Consider the following 16,016-nt stretch of genomic DNA (forward strand, 5'->3'; position numbering starts at 1 on the left):
AGATCTGTTGCGGGTCAGACGATTCCGCGCTTGAGGCGACGCCGTTCGCGTTCGGACAGACCACCCCAGATTCCGAATCGCTCGTCGTGAGCGAGGGCGTAGTCGAGACATTCGTCCTTGACCTCACACCCGAGGCAGATGCGCTTCGCTTCGCGCGTCGATCCGCCCTTCTCCGGGAAGAACGCCTCGGGATCGGTCTGGGCGCAGAGGGCACGCTCCTGCCACTGATCCTCGAGCGACTCGAACGTCTCGTCGAACTGGACGAGAGTCAATCGCGGGATCTCCGTGGCTGGGATCTCCGTGGCTGGGGTTACCGTGGACGGCGCCTCCGTGGCTGGAGTCTCCGAAGATCCGGCTGCGTCGAACTGCTGTTCTGGCATCGTTTCCGCCTCCTCACCTGTTCGAGCGCAGTTGGTTTCGAAAATATCGTCGGACGTGGAGTCAGTGGTCATTTCGATTCCCGATGGGAACAGACGTTCGAATGAGCGTTCGCCTCAAGCGATCTCGCTTGCCGAGCTCGGAATGACATAGTTGTGATTAGACACGTGATGGTGTGTCGCGGTCAAGCGGACGACGACAATTCCAATACCATCCATCGCCCTGTTTTCGTGATACCTCGCAGGCGCTCGGTGTTTCGCGTGCGGACACACCGCACGAACTGCCTTTCGCGACAGCGCCTAGGCTCGTTCATCGTGAAAGTGACAGTCTTGGTGGGCGGAGTGGGCGGAGCCCGCTTCCTGCAAGGTGTTCGGGCGTTGCTGGGCTCCGGGGACCGGAACGACAGGGGGCAGGCGGACGAGAGCGAGATCACCGCCGTCGTCAACGTCGGCGACGACGTGTGGATGCACGGACTGCGCATCTGCCCCGACCTCGACACCTGTATGTACACGCTGGGCAACGGGATCGACACCGAACGCGGCTGGGGCCGGGTGAACGAAACCTGGAGCGCGAAGGAAGAACTCGCGGCGTACGGCGCCGAGCCGTCGTGGTTCGGACTCGGCGATCGCGACATCGCCACGCACCTGATCCGCACCCGCATGCTGCGCACCGGCTACCCGCTGTCGGCCGTCACCGAAGCACTGTGCGATCGCTGGAAGCCCGGCGTTCGACTCCTCCCCGTCACCGACGATCGCAGCGAAACGCACGTGGTGATCACCGATCCGGTCGACGACGAGCAGAAGGCGATTCACTTCCAAGAGTGGTGGGTTCGCCATCGCGCGGCTGTGACGACTCACAGTTTCGCGTTCGTCGGCGCCGAACAGGCCACGGCGGCAGACGGGGTGCTGGAGGCCATCGAGACAGCGGATGCGGTCGTTCTCGCTCCGTCGAACCCGGTCGTCAGCATCGGAGCGATTCTCGAGGTGCCTGGTATCCGCGGCGCGCTTCGGACCACACCCGCGAAGGTCGTCGGCCTGTCCCCCGTCATCGACGGCAAACCACTGCGCGGAATGGCCGACGAATGCCTGTCCGTCATCGGCGTCGAGACGACCGCCGAAGCTATCGGCCGGCATTACGGAGCGCGATCGAGTACCGGAATTCTCGACACCTGGCTCGTGCATTCGACCGACACCGCCGACGTCCCCGGTGTCGACGTCCGCAGCATCCCGCTGCTGATGACCGATCCGTCGACCACCGCGGAGATGGCTCGGGCGGCGCTGCAGGCCGCTGGTGCACTGTGACCGACCCCAGCGTCACGGACCACTCCCCCGGGGCAGCCATCACCGTTCGACCGGTCAAGGGGCTGCCCGAGTTCCGCCCCGGCGACGATCTGGCTGCGGCCATCGCAGAGCACGCACCCTGGATCGAGACCGGCGACGTGCTCGTCGTCACCAGCAAGGTGCTGTCGAAAGTGGAAGGTCGTCTTGTCACCGCCCCCGTCGACGCCGAGGAGCGCGACGCGTTGCGCCGCCGTCTGGTGGAGCAGGAAGCGGTACGCGTGGTCGCTCGAAAGGGGCGGACACTGATCACCGAGAACCGATTGGGCATCGTCCAGGCGGCGTCCGGGGTCGACGGGTCCAACGTCGTGTCCGACGAACTGGCATTGCTGCCCGAGGATCCCGACGCGAGCGCTGCTGCCCTGCGCACACGACTGGCCGAGACGATGAATGTCGATGTGGCCGTCGTGATCACGGACACCATGGGCCGGGCCTGGCGAGTCGGACAGACCGACGCGGCCATCGGATCCGCAGGTATCCGGGTCCTGCACCCGTACGCAGGAGGACAGGACAGCCAGGGCAACGACCTCGTGGTGACCGAGATCGCCGTCGTCGACGAGATCGCCGCGGCAGGCGACCTGGTCAAAGGGAAATTGGGGTCCGTACCCATCGCCGTGGTGCGCGGGTTCACTCCGGTCGACGACGGTTCCACTGCGGCTCAGTTGGTTCGGCCCGGCGAGGACGACCTGTTCTGGCTCGGCACCGCCGAGTCCATTCAGCGCGGGCGCCGTGACGCGGTCCCCCACCGACGATCCGTTCGCTCGTTCTCGCCCGACCCCGTCGATCCGGCGGACGTCCGGGCCGCAGTCGCCGACGCACTGACGGCGCCGGCGCCCCATCACACTCGGCCTGTCCGCTTCGTCTGGGTGCGCAACCCCCAGATCCGAACGCGATTGCTGGACAGCATGCGCGAGAAGTGGAAAGCCGATCTGGTGGCCGACGGTTTCTCCGACAGCGCGGTCGAGGCTCGGCTCGCCCGCGGCGACATCCTCCGTCGCGCACCGGAACTCGTGATTCCGTTCCTCGTTCCGGAGGGTGCGCATTCGTACCCCGACGACCGACGGCGGGCAGCCGAACGAACCATGTTCACCGTCGCCGCCGGCGCGGCCGTGCAGGGCTTTCTGGTGGCGCTGGCCGCACGCGAGATCGGCAGCTGCTGGATCGGCTCGACCATCTTCGCCGCCGACATCGTGCGCAGCGAGCTCGGACTGCGCGCCGACTGGTCCGCACTCGGCGCGGTCGCCATCGGCCGTCCCGCGGAGTCCGCCGAGCCGCGCCGGCCCCGTGAACCCGGTCCGGAGCTGCTGGAGCTGTGAGCGCAGAGTCGTTGCACCGCACGGCCCGTCGGGCACTCGTCGACTGGACGGCCGCCGACGGTCACGACGACGCACTGCGCCACACCATGCTTGCCTTCCTCGACAGTGCACCGCTGGGATGCCTCCGGGAGAACGTCGCCGGTCACATCACCGCCTCGTCCCTGGTCCTCGACGACGGCGGATGCCACGTGCTGCTGACGCTGCATCCGCGCATCGGCCGATGGGTCCAACTGGGCGGGCACTGCGAGCCGAGCGACGACGACATCACCGGCGCCGCCCTGCGAGAAGCCGTGGAGGAGAGCGGAATACCGGACCTCGTCATCGAACCCGGCCTGCTCTCGATCCACACGCATCCGATCACCTGCTCGCTCGGTGTGCCGACGCGTCACCTAGATCTGCGCTACCTGGTGCGCGCACCGGCTAATGCGCACATCGTGCGCAGCGACGAGTCCGTCGATCTGCGGTGGTGGCCCGTCGACGACCTACCGGACAGTGCCGAACGGGACACCCTCGACGACATGCTGCGCCGCGCGGGCAGCCTCTAGACGTCGGAGGAGAACCGCACGCCGCCGTCGGGCAAGGTGACTCCGGGCCAGACCCGCGCTCCGCGGAGGAGTTCGCATCGAGCGCCGATGTTGGCGCCGTCGCCGATCACGGCGTCGCGAACGAGTGCGCGGGGGCCGATGCGAGCGCCGAATCCGAGAATCGACCGTTCGACGACGGCGCCTGCTTCGACGCGCGCGCCGTCGAAGAGGATGGCCCCGTCCAGGCGGGCGCCCGCACCCACCTCGGCTCCGCGGCCCACCACGGTGCCGCCCACGAGGACGGCGCCGGGTGCCACGCCGGCGCCGGGATGCACGAGGGATTCTCCGCGCGCACCCTCGAGCGCCGGTGACGGCGCGATACCGCGAACCAGGTCCGCGGATCCGCGAACGAAGTCTTCCGGCGTTCCCATGTCGCGCCAGTACGCGGTGTCGACGTGGCCGTAGACACGCTTGCCCTCGGACAGCAGATTCGGAAACACCTCGCGCTCGACCGACACGGGGCGATCCGACGGGATCGATTCGATGATCTCGCGCTTGAAGACGTAGCACCCGGCGTTGATCTGGTCCGTCGGCGGATCTTCGGTCTTCTCGAGGAACGCGGTGACGCGACCGTCGGCATCGGTGGGGACACAACCGAAGGCGCGTGGATCACCGACGCGAACAAGGTGCAGCGTGACGTCTGCCTCGGTGCTGTGGTGGGTGTCCAGGACGGCGCGCAGATCCGTTCCGCCGAGGACGTCCCCGTTGAAGACCATCACGTTGTCGGCTCGCAAGCGCGGCAACACGTTTCGGATGCCACCGCCGGTGCCCATCGGGTCGGTCTCGGTGACGTACTCGAGTTCGAGGCCGAGCGAACTGCCGTCGCCGAAGTGCTCCTCGAACACCTCGGCCTTGAACGAGGTTCCGAGCACCACGTGGTCGATACCCGCAGCCTTGACCCGCGCGAGCAGGTGCGTCAGGAACGGCAGTCCCGCCGTCGGCAGCATCGGCTTCGGGGCGGAGAGGGTGAGCGGCCTGAGCCGAGTTCCCTTGCCGCCGACCAGAACCACCGCGTCGGTTGCCGAGCCCGTCATCTGGAACCACCTTTTCGTTGCTTGTTCGAGGGTTGTTCGTTCGACCGTTGTTCGTTCGAGAGGTCCGTGTCGCGTTCCTTCGTCGCCGCGGTGACGACCAGGCGTGAGCGCAGCGCGAGTCCACCGCGCAACGCCCATCGAAGAGGAGCTTGCCATCGATCGGGGTGGCGGTCTGCCTGGAACCGGTAGGCGCTCTGGTGATGAGCGGGCAGCATGAGCTCGGGGTGACGCCCCGCGGCGTGCCCCTTCGCGTGGACCACCTCGGCCGTCGGAACGTAGACGTTCTGCCATCCGGCCTTGGACAACCGGTCGCCGAGATCGACGTCTTCCATGTACATGAAGTAGCGCGAATCGAACCCGTTCACGGAGTCGAACGCAGAGCGGCGCAGAAGCAGACACGATCCGGACAGCCATCCGACGGTGCGCTCCGACACCGCTTCGAGGTCCTGCCGGTAGCTCGCGGTCCACGGATTGGACGGCCACACGGTGCCGAACAGGGCGTGACCCAGTCCGGTTACGAGATCCGGCACACGACGGGCGGACGGGTAGTGCGTTCCGTCGGGCTCGAGGATCAGCGGGCCTAGAGATCCCGCTCGCGGCCACCGCTCGGCGGCGTCGAGAAGCCGGTCGATGGATCCGCGAGACCACTGCACGTCCGGGTTGGCGACGATCACGAATTCGACATCGGGGTCCACCTCGGCCACGGCGCGGTTCGCGGCGCCGCCGTACCCGATGTTCTCCCCGGTACGCAGCAACAGGGCGTTGTCGAACCCCCGCTCCGCGGCTTCGGGCGAGCCGTCCGTCGACCCGTTGTCGGCCATGATCACCAACACCGGACGGGTGGTGGCGTGGGTCAACGACGTCAGGAATCGGTCCAGATGTTCGCCCGGCGAATAGGTCACCGTTACGACGGCCACATGGTCACTCACGCCGGTCAGACTATCGGCTGTCCCTGGGTCGCCCCGCCAACGCCGCATCCAGACCGTCCTGCCAGCCGCGTAGCGGTGTCAACCCCGCACCGGTCCAGGACGCGGGCGACAACACCGAATACGCAGGCCGGGGCGCCGGGCGCACGAACTGCGCGCTGCTGCACGGACGCACGCGCTCGGGGTCCGCCCCCACTCCTGAGAAGACAGCGCGGGCCAAATCGAACCAGGTCGCACTACCCGAGTTGGTCGCGTGGACCACGGGCGGTACGGGCTCGGTATGGGCCGCCAGCTCGATCAACGCCGCGGCCAGATCGGCCGAGTACGTGGGTGAACCGAGTTGGTCGTCGACGACGTCGATCGTGTCTCGTTCTCGCTCCAGCCGCAGCATGGTGGCCACGAAGTCCGTACCCGCCCCGGTGTAGACCCATGCCGTGCGTACCACCGTCGCGGACGGCAGGGCACGGTGCAGGGCAGCCTCGCCGGCGAGTTTCGTTCGCCCGTAGGCGGTGCGCGGACCGGTCGGATCGGCGGGCTCGTAGGGGGTCGACGCGTCGCCCGCGAAGACGTAGTCCGTGGAGACATGAATCACGTGAGCGTCCACCTCGGCGCACGCTCGGCCCAGAACCTCGGGACCAGTCTCGTTGATCCGAGCGGCCGCGTCCTCGTCCGTCTCGGCTGCATCGACTGCGGTGTAGGCGGCGCAGTTGATCACCACATCGCCGGGGCGTACCACCGATCGGACGGCCGCGAAGTCGGTGATGTCCAGGTCTGCCGACGTGGCACCGGTCGCGGATCCGGGCGCGGCCGCCGCCATGACCTGCGATCCGAGCTGCCCGCCGGCGCCGGTGACGAGGAGGTGCAGAGGTCCGTCGCGTCGGTCACGCTGTTCCGTGGTCACAGCGTCAGAGTGTGGCACGCCGATCTCGCCTCCGGGAGGCGAGCGGTTACGACGGCTAGCCTCTAGCTTTGTGACGGATTCTGAAGTGCCGTGGGATCCGCAGGGACCGGAACAACGCCCGCGACGACGGCCTGCCCAGCGGCGGCCGGTCGACCGGCGACGCGACCCACCGGGACGGCGGCGCGCCGAGCAAGCTCGTTCACCCCGCGGCGGGTCTCATCGGGACGGCGGGCGAACCGCAGCGTCTCCGTCGGGCAGACGCAACCCCGGCCGCGTGCTCGTGGCCGGCCTCTCCACCGTGGCCGTGCTCGTGACCGGGATCGCGTGGCAGAGCGTGGATTCGCTCCGATCCAATCTGGCGACGGTGTCGGACCTCGGTCTCGGCAACGGCTCCGACGGAGCGGTCGACATCTTGATGGTCGGAACCGACAGCCGGACCGATGCGCGCGGTAATCCGCTGTCGCAGCAAGAACTGGACTCGTTGCGTGCCGGTGAGGAAACCGCGTCGAACACCGACACGATCGTTCTCATCCGAGTCCCCAACGACGGGTCGTCGGCCACGGCGATCTCGATCCCGCGTGATGCCTACGTCGACGTTCCCGGTATCGGTATGTCGAAGATCAACGCCGCGTACGGCGCGACCAAGGAAGAGGACCGGCTGAAGCTGGTCGAATCGGGGGTGGCCGACGCGGACGCCGACGCCCAATCCTCGAAGGCCGGTCGACAGGCTCTGATCCAGTCGGTCGCGCAACTGACCGGCGTGACGGTCGATCACTACGCCGAGGTGGGGTTGCTCGGATTCGTGCTGCTCACCGACGCCGTCGGTGGCGTCGACGTGTGTCTGAACGCCCCCGTGGACGAGCCGCTGTCCGGTGCCAACTTTCCGGCCGGCCCACAGACCTTGACCGGATCGAACGCCTTGAGCTTCGTCCGACAACGCCACGACCTCCCCCGCGGCGATCTCGACCGCATCGTGCGCCAACAGGTCTTCATGGCGTCCTTGGTCCACAAAGTGCTGAGCGCGAAGACGTTGAGCAATCCGAGCAAACTCGGGCAGCTCAGTTCTGCGGTGCAGCGCTCGGTGGTGATCGACTCCGACTGGGACATCCTGCAGTTCGCCACGAAGTTGCAGGATCTCGCCGGCGGATCGGTGAAGTTCGAAACCATCCCCGTCGTCGACATCAACGCCGTGACCGATTACGGCGAGTCCATCGTGCAGGTCGATCCGTCCGCGGTGAAGTCGTACGTCGGCGGCCTACTGGGCGACGAGGATTCGCCGTCACCGACGACGCCACCGTCGGTCGACCCGTCGTCCATCACCGTGGACGTGGCGAACGACAGCGGAATCGACGGTCTCGCCTCGGCCGTGTCGAGTGCCCTCGGCTCGTCCGGTTACCGCGCCGGCCAAGTCGGCAACAACGACGGGGAGGCCGTCACCACCACCACAGTCCTCGCGACGGACGCGGACAGTGCCGCAGCTACGACGCTGGCCGCTCGCCTCGGAAACGCGACCGTGGCGGCCGATCCGTCGTTGGGTGCAGACACCTTGCGCGTCGTTCTGGCGTCCGACTACAGCGGACCGGGCGCGGACGGGTACGCCGGCACCACACCGACCGGCAACGACACCGGCATCTCGCCGGCAGGCGATTCCGCGACACCGGCACCCCCTGCACCCGCCATCGATGCCGGGCGAACCGGCCCTGCCTGCGTCAACTGACCAAGGAGTTCCTTCATGCCCGGCCCGACCCTCACCGAGACGCTTCTTCAGCCGATTCTCGATTCCGACCCGGCCGGACCCCGGATCACGTACTACGACGACGCGACGAGTGAACGCATCGAGCTCTCCGCGGTCACCTTGGCGAACTGGGCAGCCAAGACGGCCAATTTCCTGCGCGACGACTTCGGGTTCGCCCCGGGTGGCGTCGTGGCGGTCGCTCTGCCCGCGCACTGGCAGACGGCCGCAGTTCTGCTGGGAGCCTGGTGGGCCGGCGCCGACGTCGTGCTGGACGCCACTGCGCCCTCCGACGTGGCACTGGTGACTGCCGAGGGCGTCGAGTCGGCGCAGGCCGACGAAGTCGTTGCATTCTCGCTCGACGCCTTCGGCAAGGCGGTGCCCGATCTGCCTATCGGGGTGACCGATTACGCGACCTCGGTCCGCGTGCACGGCGACCAGTTCGTCCCGTCCGGCGCCGGCCACGCTGTTCTCGACGGCCGCGCGGTCGACGACGTTCTCGCTGCGGCGCGGGCGCGGGCTGCGCAGCGAGGATTCACTGCGACCGACCGTGTTCTGTCCAGCGCTGCCTGGTCGACCGCCGACGATCTCGTCGACGGGTTGTTGTCGGTCCTCGTCGTCGGGGCGTCCCTGGTTCAGGTGTCGAACCCGAATTCGACGTCGGCCGAGCGCCGTATCGCGACCGAGAAGGTCACCGCCGTCCTCGACGGCTAGCCGCCGTATCCGCCGTCGTGCAGTCCCGCCTCGATCTCGAACCTGTTCGCCGAACCGCGATGTCGACTCTCCTCCACGAGGTAACGCACGACGAAGGACAGCCCGTGACGGGCCCACTGGTCGGCGTGCACGGACTCGTGCTGGAGCAAGGCGCGCGACGGCACACCCCCGGTGAGGAACGCTCCACCGACGCAGGTTCCCCCGCGTGCGAATCCCCGTCGCATGTTCTCGCACACGAACAACTCGACTTCCGTGTCGAACCGGATGCGTGCGCGCCACAACCGAGCCCAGCCGAGCGCGACGACGGTCGCGAACTCGGCCTGCCGGGAACCCCGCGCAGCCCGGTTCAGGGCGCTCACCACACCCACACCAGCGCAAGTCCGAGCGCGCAGGCGGCGACGGACGAGACGACCGAGCCCAGCGCGTTCGCCGCCGCAGTGGCGCGCTCACCGGCCTGAACCAGACGTACCGTCTCGACGCTCGCGGTGCTGAACGTCGTGTACCCACCGCAGAATCCGGTACCGAGAACGGTCTGCCACTCGGGAGGTTGGCCGTGGAAGGTCACCAGTCCGGCGAGCACGCCGAGCACCAGCGAACCGGTCACGTTGACGACGAACGTGCCGAGCGGAAACGGCCGCCGCCATCGGCGCTTGATCTCGGAGTCGATCGTGAACCGCACGACGGAGCCGAGCGCTCCGGCCACCAGAACCGTGAGGACGATCATCGCTGCACTCGCGCAGCGAGCGCGTTTCCGGCGACGATACCGCCGAGAGCAGCCGCGGCGCCGGACACCACGGACGCAGCTGCGTACGCGAGTCCTGTTGTCACAGCACCGTTCTCGATCAGACGCGCCGTCTCCAGGGCGAAGGTGCTGTACGTGGTGAAGGCCCCGCAGAAACCGGTGCCGGCGAGCAGTCGCACACGCTGACGAACACCGGTGTCCGGACCGAGGCGTACCAGCGCCTCGAGAAGCAGGCCCAGGACGAACGACCCGATGACGTTGATGCAGAAGGTTCCCCACGGCCAGTCGCTACCGCTGTGCGGATAGGCCTCACCCACCCAGTACCGGAGGGCCGTGCCCACGACGGCGCCGGCGAACACCGCCGTCAGAGCCGCGGGCTGCCGGTGCAGCGGCCGCCCGGCCGCTGCCATCAGCCCAGCAACGAACGCCGCAACGCGTCGTCCTTGTCCAGAACCATCTTCTCCAGGGACTTCTGAAAATCCGACATCCGTTCGCGGAGAATCGGATCCGACGACCCGAGGATGCGCACCGCCAGCAACCCGGCGTTGCGCGCCCCGCCGATGGACACCGTCGCGACGGGAACACCCGCCGGCATCTGCACGATCGAGAGCAACGAATCCATGCCGTCCAGATACTTCAGCGGGACCGGCACCCCGATCACCGGAAGTGGTGTGGCCGACGCGACCATGCCCGGCAGGTGGGCGGCGCCGCCGGCGCCCGCGATGATCACCTCGATACCGCGACCGGCCGCCCCGGTTGCGTAGTCGAGCATCCGCTGGGGCGTTCGGTGCGCCGACACGACGCCCACCTCGAACGCGATCCCGAACTCCGCCAAAGCTTCCGCAGCGGCCTCCATCGTGGGCCAGTCGGAGTCACTGCCCATGACGATGCCGACTTTGGGACCCGTCATCGAACGTCAGCCATCGTGATGATCCCATCCGTCGGTCCACTCGGCGTGCGAGAGCCAGTGCGCGGCGCGCTCGGCCCGTTCACGCACGGCTGCAACGTATTCGGCATCGTTCGCGGAACCGGAGGCGGCGCCCAGCACGTTGACGTGGCCGATCTTACGGTCCGCCCGCTCACCCTTGCCGTACAGATGAACCTTGGCGTCCGGCATGCGGGCGAAAAGGTGGTGCACACGCTCGTCCATCGACATCGTCGGCGCCGTGGGCGCGCCGAGGACGTTGGCCATCACGGTCACGGGGGCGAGCGGTGCGCAGTCCCCGAGCGGGTAGTCGAGGACTGCGCGCAGGTGTTGCTCGAACTGCGACGTCCGCGCCCCGTCCATGCTCCAGTGGCCGGAGTTGTGCGGGCGCATCGCGAGTTCGTTCACCAGCAGTCGGCCGGTCGGTGTCTCGAACAGCTCCACGGCCATCACTCCCACGACACCCAGTTCGGACGCGATGCGCAGAGCGAGGTGCTCGGCGTCGGCCGCGGTGTCGTCGGACAGGCCCGGCGCCGGCGCGATAGCCACGGCACACTGGCCGCGTCGCTGGACGGTCTCCACGACGGGCCACGTTGCTCCCTGCCCGAACGGTGAGCGCGCGACCATGGCGGACAGCTCCCTGGCCATGTCGACCTTCTGTTCGACGAGGAGGGGCACACCCGCCGCCAACTGTTGCTCGACCGTCTCGCGAGCCTGGTCGGCGTCGTCGAGCATCCAGACGCCGCGACCGTCGTAGCCACCGCGAATCGCCTTGAGGACGACGGGCCAGCCGTGCGCGGAACCGAAATCGGTCACGTCGGCGACCGACGTCACCTCGGCGAACGCCGGAACCGGAATGGACAGCGACCGAAGCTTCTCCCGCATCCGCAGTTTGTCCTGCGCGTAGATCAGGGCGGTCGGGGGCGGCTGGACGTTGACGCCTTCGGCGACCAGGACGTCGAGATGCTCGGTGGGGACCTGTTCGTGGTCGAAGGTGAAGGCATCGGACCCGCGGGCGGCGACGCGTAGGTCGTCCAGGTCGGAGTGGTCGCCGATCACCACGTCGGCGGATACGGCGGCCGCGGGATCATCGGGACCGGCAGCCAGGACTCGCAGCGTCTGACCGAGAGCGATGGCCGCTTGATGCGTCATCCGAGCGAGCTGACCGCCGCCGATCATGGTCACGGTCGGCATGGAGGAGGTGGGCTCGCGGGGTGGCGTTTCACGGGACTCGGTTCCTGTCACGCGATCATGGTGCCACGACGCAACTGAGGTCGACGGCACGAGGCCGCGCCCGTCGATTCGTCCTGGACCGCTTCAGTTCGTAGACTCTCTCGTTGTGCCCTTGATCGACAGCGTGATCGCCCGAGTCCCCCAGCCGTTCCGGGACCTCGCGCTGCGTCACAGCGAGCTCATCAAGTTCGCCATCGTGGGTGGAACCACCATGGTCTTCGACCTCGCGATCTTCTACTCGCTCAGTCTCACCGTCCTGGAACCGAAGCCGGTGGTCGCCAAGATCATCTCCGGTGTGATGGCCACCATTCTGAGTTACATCCTGAACCGGGAGTGGGCGTTCAAGAACCGGGGCGGTCGCGAACGGCACCACGAGGCGCTGCTGTTCTTCACCATCAGCGGTGTCGGCGTTCTGCTGGCCGCGGCGCCCTTGTGGATCGCGAACAACGTGTTCGACATCCGCGAGGCGCAGGAGAACCTGACGACGCGAGTCATCATCGACTTCGTTCTGAACTACATCATCGGAAATCTGCTGCAGATGGTGTTCCGCTTCTGGGCCCTGCGCCGGTTCGCGTTTCCGGACGAGAACGGCCGAGTTGTGCTGCCGGTGGACGATTCTGCGGCCGACGAGGAAGAGCAGTTCGGGCACAGCTGAGGAGCGAAGCGGATCAGCCGGGGACACAGCTGAGGAGCGAAGCCGATCAGCCGGGGACACAGCTGAGGAGCGAAGCGGATCAGCCGGGGACACAGCTGAGGAGATCAGCGCGGTTCGTGAATTCCTGCCCCGACGGCCACTGGAGTTTCGTCACGCACGGCCGGTAGGAACACGGCGAAGAGCGCGGGCTTACGGCGTTGGAGTTCGAGGCGTCCCCCGTCCGCCTCGACGAGTGCACGCGCGAGCGCCAAACCCACACCGGTGGATCCGGCGCCGGAGAATCCTCGGTCGAAGATGTGCGGCGCGAGGTCGTTGCTGACACCGACCCCTTCGTCCGAGACCTCGACGCACACGGTGGGGTCCACGTGGCCGCGGGCGGGCGTCCCGGAGACGAGCCGGACGGAGACCGTGCAGGTTCCTTCGCCGTGCTCGAGCGCGTTCTGCACCAGCACCGACACTGCCTCTCGCAGACGAGATCCGGTGACGGACGCAGTCACGTCAGGATTACCGCGCATCGTCAGCAGTCGACCCGCGTCACGGTAGGTGGTGTCCCATTCCGCGACGACGCCCGACAGTTCCTTCACGACCGAGACCGTGGCGGCGCCCGCCGAGCCGTCGCTGCGGGAGGATCGGACGAGTTCGTCGATGGCGGACGTCAATCGGTCGACCTGAGCCATGGCTTCGTTCGCCTCGTCGACAACGGCCGGGTCCGGGTACACCGACAGCTCGTCCAGACGCAGTCGTACCGCGGTCAGTCGGCTGCGCAGCTGGTGGGACACGTCGGCCACCAACGCGTGTTCGCGTTGCAGACGTCCGACGATCTCCACCGTGGCGGAGTCCAGTACGTCGGAGACGCGGTCGAGTTCGGCGATGCTGTGCCGGGTCGGGTCCTGGCGGAAGTCTCCTTCGGCCAGTCGGGCGGCACGTTTGGCCACTTGGAGCAACGGGTCGGCCAGGCGCCGGGCGGTCACGACGGCCACCACGGTTCCTGCCGCGATGGAGGCCAACACCACCAAGGCCACCGCGCCGACGGCCTGTTGTTGCAATGTCCGCATGTGCGAGGACGGGACCTCGAGTCGCAGCGATCCGGACGTGCCCATCGAGAGCGACTCGACGAGGGGGCGCGCCACGCTGGGTGCTCCGATGTCCATCCGCGACGCCGCGTCCTCCGGCGTCGGGTAGACGACCAGCAGTCGCCCGCCCTCGGGCACGACGAGGCGCAGGGACGCGGTGTCGAGGGCACCGTCGACGCGTCCGTCACCACCCTCCTGGGAGATGATCTCCGCGGCCATGCGGTCCAGCCGGGACTGCAGATCGCTGCGGGTGAAGTCCTCGACCCACAACCATGCCGTGTAGGTGAGCGGCAGCCCGAGTAGCAGGCCCGTCAGGATGACGACGGCCAGAATCGACTGGAGAATGCGGCGGCGCACGCGTGCCTCAGTCGGAGTTGATGCGGAATCCGACGCCGCGGACGGTCGCGATGCGTCGCTCGGCTACGGGACCTTCGTCGCCGATCTTGCGTCGCAACCACGACATGTGCATATCGAGCGTCTTGGATCCGCGCAGCTCCGCGTCGCCCCACACCTCCTGCAGGATCACATCGCGCGACACCACCTGGCCGGCGTGATCGAGGAGGATCTTGAGCAGTTCGTACTCCTTGTTCGCCAGTCCGATCTCGACGCCGTCGACCAGTACGCGACGCGCGGCAGGGTCGAGTTTGATCCCCCCGACCTCGACCACGGCATCCTCGTTGCTGGCCCCACGACGGCGCAGCAGAGCCCGCACCCGCGCCATCAGCTCGGCGAGCCGGAACGGTTTGCCGACGTAGTCGTCGGCGCCGGCGTCGAGCCCCACGACGAAGTCGACCTCGTCCGTTCTCGCTGTCAGCATCAGCACGGCGAGATCCGAACTGTGTGCCCGGACCTGACGGCACACTTCGAGACCGTCCATGCCGGGAAGCCCAAGATCGAGGATCAAGAGGTCGAACGACCCGGCCAGGGCACGGTCGAGGGCAAGCGGTCCGGTCGCTTCGACGGTCACCGTGTACCCCTCCCGCCCGAGCGCGCGGGACAGTGGTGCGGCGATCGCCTCGTCGTCTTCGGCAAGCAGGACTTCGGTCACGTGAATCAGCTTACGAGTCTCGGTCGTCGGCGCGCCGGAACCGATCGTCCGACCCGTCGTCGCGGCGCATGTCCATGGCGTCGAAGACCTGGTGGTACAGCAGCGAATGCACGCGCTCGACCTGCGGAACATCGTCGAACTCGAGGGGGTCGTCGGACGAGGCCACGATGATCAGCGTGCCGGTCCTGAGCATCCGGTCGATCAGTCCGTGCCGAAACTGGACGTTGCTGATGCGCCCGAGCGGGATGTCGATTCCCGACTGGGTCAGGATGCCCTGCCGGATCAACACCCGTCGGTCCGTGACGATGAAGTGGGTGAATCTCCAGCTCAGCAACTTGCCGACGCAGCGCCACCCCACCAGCCCGAGCCACAGTGCGGCAACCACTGCGAGCAGGACTGTCCGGGTGGTTCCGTCGACGTGCTTGGAGACCAGACCGAGGAGGAACCCTGCCACGGCGGTGGCCACCACGAACGTGACCGCGGGAAGGAACAGCATCTTCCAGTGCGGATGCCGGTGAAGGAGAAGCTCCTCGTCGCCGGCGAGCATGTCCTGCGGGTACGCCATGGCGGAGATAGTAGTCAGACGACCGTGCGCAGATGGGTGACGTCTCCCGCCGACACGGCGACGGGCGCGCTGTCGGAGCCCTCGGGAACCACCACGATGCGTCCGTCGGCGTCGACGTCCGTCGCGGTGCCGATCAACTCGTTGTCACCCGGCATGATCACGCGCACCCGCCGACCCAGCGTTCCGCATCGAGCTCGGTACGGCTCGGCGAGAGAGTTGGAGTCCCATCCTGCGTCACGCCAGACGTCCACGGCGGACCCCAGCGTGCGGAGCAGTGAGCGCACCAGCGTGTCCCGGTCGAGCACGGCTGCCTTCTCGATGGCCAACGACGTGGCCGTCGGCACCGGAAGCTCGTCCGCGGTCATCGAGACGTTCAGGCCGATGCCGACCACGACGGTCGGCACCGGGCCGCCCGGTGCGACTTCGGCAAGAATCCCGGCGACCTTGCGGCCGCCGATCAGCACGTCGTTCGGCCATTTGAGTTCGGCGTCCACCTCCGCCACAGAGCGCAACACGTCGACGACGGCCACCCCGGTGAGCAACGGCAGCCAGCCGAGGACGGCGGGGTCGATCCCCGGAAACCTGAACAGAGCCGACACCGCGAGCTGCGACCCCGCCGGGGCCGACCACGGGCGAAGATGTCGGCCGCGCGCGCTGGCCTGAAAATCGGCGACGAGAGCGCTGCGGTCGGGAAGGTCTGCCGCCGAGGCGAGCAGGTCCGCGTTGGTCGACCCGGTGCGGTCGACGACATCGACCCGCGCCCAGGAACCCTGCGGCCCGTCCACGAGTGCTCGTCGCAGCGTCCGGGCATCGAGTGGCGGCCGGTCCAGGTTCTCCCACATTCGGCCGAGCA

At 67.8% G+C, this 16,016-nt stretch carries 19 protein-coding genes; 6 read left to right on the forward strand and 13 right to left on the reverse strand.

Going from position 1 to position 16,016, the window contains the following annotated elements; genetic code table 11:
• Positions 1 to 14: 14 nt before the first annotated feature.
• The gene (locus tag IEW02_RS14205) at positions 15 to 281 is read right to left on the reverse strand and encodes a WhiB family transcriptional regulator (RefSeq protein WP_188546124.1); all 267 of its coding nucleotides are present in this window, start codon (positions 279 to 281) and stop codon (positions 15 to 17) included.
• A gap of 411 nt (positions 282 to 692) precedes the next feature.
• On the opposite strand from IEW02_RS14205, the gene cofD reads away from it, so the two are divergent.
• The 3 genes from cofD to IEW02_RS14220 are packed head-to-tail and all read left to right on the forward strand — an operon-like array spanning position 693 to position 3,576.
• Positions 693 to 1,679, forward strand: a complete 987-nt coding sequence (gene cofD / locus IEW02_RS14210; RefSeq protein WP_188545508.1) for a 2-phospho-L-lactate transferase — start codon at positions 693 to 695, stop codon at positions 1,677 to 1,679.
• Positions 1,676 to 3,031: a coenzyme F420-0:L-glutamate ligase gene (locus IEW02_RS14215; RefSeq protein ID WP_188545509.1), complete on the forward strand. Its 1,356-nt coding sequence runs from the start codon at positions 1,676 to 1,678 to the stop codon at positions 3,029 to 3,031. Before cofD ends, IEW02_RS14215 begins: the two co-directional genes overlap by 4 nt.
• On the forward strand, positions 3,028 to 3,576 hold the full coding sequence (locus tag IEW02_RS14220) for an NUDIX hydrolase (protein WP_229746042.1): 549 nt from the start codon (positions 3,028 to 3,030) through the stop codon (positions 3,574 to 3,576). Before IEW02_RS14215 ends, IEW02_RS14220 begins: the two co-directional genes overlap by 4 nt.
• Here IEW02_RS14220 and manB read toward each other — a convergent pair.
• The 3 genes from manB to rfbD are packed head-to-tail and all read right to left on the reverse strand — an operon-like array spanning position 3,573 to position 6,392.
• A complete protein-coding gene (gene manB, locus IEW02_RS14225; protein ID WP_188545510.1) occupies positions 3,573 to 4,649 on the reverse strand; it encodes a mannose-1-phosphate guanylyltransferase in 1,077 nt (358 codons plus the stop codon). The genes IEW02_RS14220 and manB overlap by 4 nt on opposite strands.
• Positions 4,646 to 5,578, reverse strand: a complete 933-nt coding sequence (locus IEW02_RS14230) for a glycosyltransferase family 2 protein (RefSeq protein WP_188545511.1) — start codon at positions 5,576 to 5,578, stop codon at positions 4,646 to 4,648. Before IEW02_RS14230 ends, manB begins: the two co-directional genes overlap by 4 nt.
• A gap of 10 nt (positions 5,579 to 5,588) precedes the next feature.
• Entirely contained in the window at positions 5,589 to 6,392 is an 804-nt protein-coding gene (rfbD, locus tag IEW02_RS14235; RefSeq protein WP_188546126.1) for a dTDP-4-dehydrorhamnose reductase, read from the reverse strand.
• On the opposite strand from rfbD, the gene IEW02_RS14240 reads away from it, so the two are divergent.
• Positions 6,391 to 8,193, forward strand: a complete 1,803-nt coding sequence (locus IEW02_RS14240; RefSeq protein WP_188545512.1) for an LCP family protein — start codon at positions 6,391 to 6,393, stop codon at positions 8,191 to 8,193. The genes rfbD and IEW02_RS14240 overlap by 2 nt on opposite strands.
• Positions 8,194 to 8,208: 15 nt before the next feature.
• Positions 8,209 to 8,922, forward strand: coding sequence for a TIGR03089 family protein (locus IEW02_RS14245; protein ID WP_188545513.1), 714 nt, complete (start codon positions 8,209 to 8,211; stop codon positions 8,920 to 8,922).
• Here the strand turns inward: IEW02_RS14245 and IEW02_RS14250 are convergent.
• The 5 genes from IEW02_RS14250 to IEW02_RS14270 are packed head-to-tail and all read right to left on the reverse strand — an operon-like array spanning position 8,919 to position 11,834.
• Positions 8,919 to 9,272 carry a hypothetical protein gene (locus IEW02_RS14250; RefSeq protein WP_188546127.1) on the reverse strand — a complete coding sequence of 118 codons (354 nt, stop codon included), beginning with the start codon at positions 9,270 to 9,272 and terminating at the stop codon, positions 8,919 to 8,921. The two genes, IEW02_RS14245 and IEW02_RS14250, sit on opposite strands and share 4 nt — an antisense overlap.
• Before the next feature lie 5 nt (positions 9,273 to 9,277).
• Complete coding sequence (gene crcB, locus IEW02_RS14255) at positions 9,278 to 9,646, reverse strand: fluoride efflux transporter CrcB (protein WP_188545514.1); 369 nt, start codon at positions 9,644 to 9,646, stop codon at positions 9,278 to 9,280.
• On the reverse strand, positions 9,643 to 10,074 hold the full coding sequence (gene crcB, locus IEW02_RS14260; protein WP_188545515.1) for a fluoride efflux transporter CrcB: 432 nt from the start codon (positions 10,072 to 10,074) through the stop codon (positions 9,643 to 9,645). Before crcB (IEW02_RS14260) ends, crcB (IEW02_RS14255) begins: the two co-directional genes overlap by 4 nt.
• On the reverse strand, positions 10,074 to 10,574 hold the full coding sequence (purE, locus tag IEW02_RS14265; protein ID WP_188545516.1) for a 5-(carboxyamino)imidazole ribonucleotide mutase: 501 nt from the start codon (positions 10,572 to 10,574) through the stop codon (positions 10,074 to 10,076). Before purE ends, crcB (IEW02_RS14260) begins: the two co-directional genes overlap by 1 nt.
• A gap of 6 nt (positions 10,575 to 10,580) precedes the next feature.
• Positions 10,581 to 11,834, reverse strand: coding sequence for a 5-(carboxyamino)imidazole ribonucleotide synthase (locus tag IEW02_RS14270; protein WP_188545517.1), 1,254 nt, complete (start codon positions 11,832 to 11,834; stop codon positions 10,581 to 10,583).
• A 94-nt stretch (positions 11,835 to 11,928) separates the two neighbouring features.
• Between IEW02_RS14270 and IEW02_RS14275 the strand changes: the two genes are divergently transcribed.
• A complete protein-coding gene (locus tag IEW02_RS14275) occupies positions 11,929 to 12,477 on the forward strand; it encodes a GtrA family protein (protein WP_188545518.1) in 549 nt (182 codons plus the stop codon).
• A 104-nt stretch (positions 12,478 to 12,581) separates the two neighbouring features.
• On the opposite strand, the gene IEW02_RS14280 is transcribed toward IEW02_RS14275, so the two are convergent.
• Genes IEW02_RS14280 through IEW02_RS14295 form a run of 4 tightly spaced genes read right to left on the reverse strand, consistent with a single transcriptional unit; the run spans position 12,582 to position 16,005 of the window.
• Positions 12,582 to 13,907: an ATP-binding protein gene (locus IEW02_RS14280; protein WP_188545519.1), complete on the reverse strand. Its 1,326-nt coding sequence runs from the start codon at positions 13,905 to 13,907 to the stop codon at positions 12,582 to 12,584.
• A gap of 7 nt (positions 13,908 to 13,914) precedes the next feature.
• On the reverse strand, positions 13,915 to 14,598 hold the full coding sequence (locus IEW02_RS14285) for a response regulator transcription factor (RefSeq protein ID WP_188545520.1): 684 nt from the start codon (positions 14,596 to 14,598) through the stop codon (positions 13,915 to 13,917).
• A gap of 10 nt (positions 14,599 to 14,608) precedes the next feature.
• Positions 14,609 to 15,163, reverse strand: coding sequence for a PH domain-containing protein (locus IEW02_RS14290; RefSeq protein WP_188545521.1), 555 nt, complete (start codon positions 15,161 to 15,163; stop codon positions 14,609 to 14,611).
• Between the two features lie 14 nt (positions 15,164 to 15,177).
• Positions 15,178 to 16,005 (reverse strand): biotin--[acetyl-CoA-carboxylase] ligase, encoded by an 828-nt coding sequence (locus IEW02_RS14295; protein WP_188545522.1) that lies wholly within the window; start codon positions 16,003 to 16,005, stop codon positions 15,178 to 15,180.
• Between the last annotated feature and the right edge of the window lie 11 nt (positions 16,006 to 16,016).

Origin of the sequence: Rhodococcoides trifolii (assembly GCF_014635345.1) — a bacterium.
Taxonomy (GTDB): Bacteria; Actinomycetota; Actinomycetes; order Mycobacteriales; family Mycobacteriaceae; genus Rhodococcoides; species Rhodococcoides trifolii.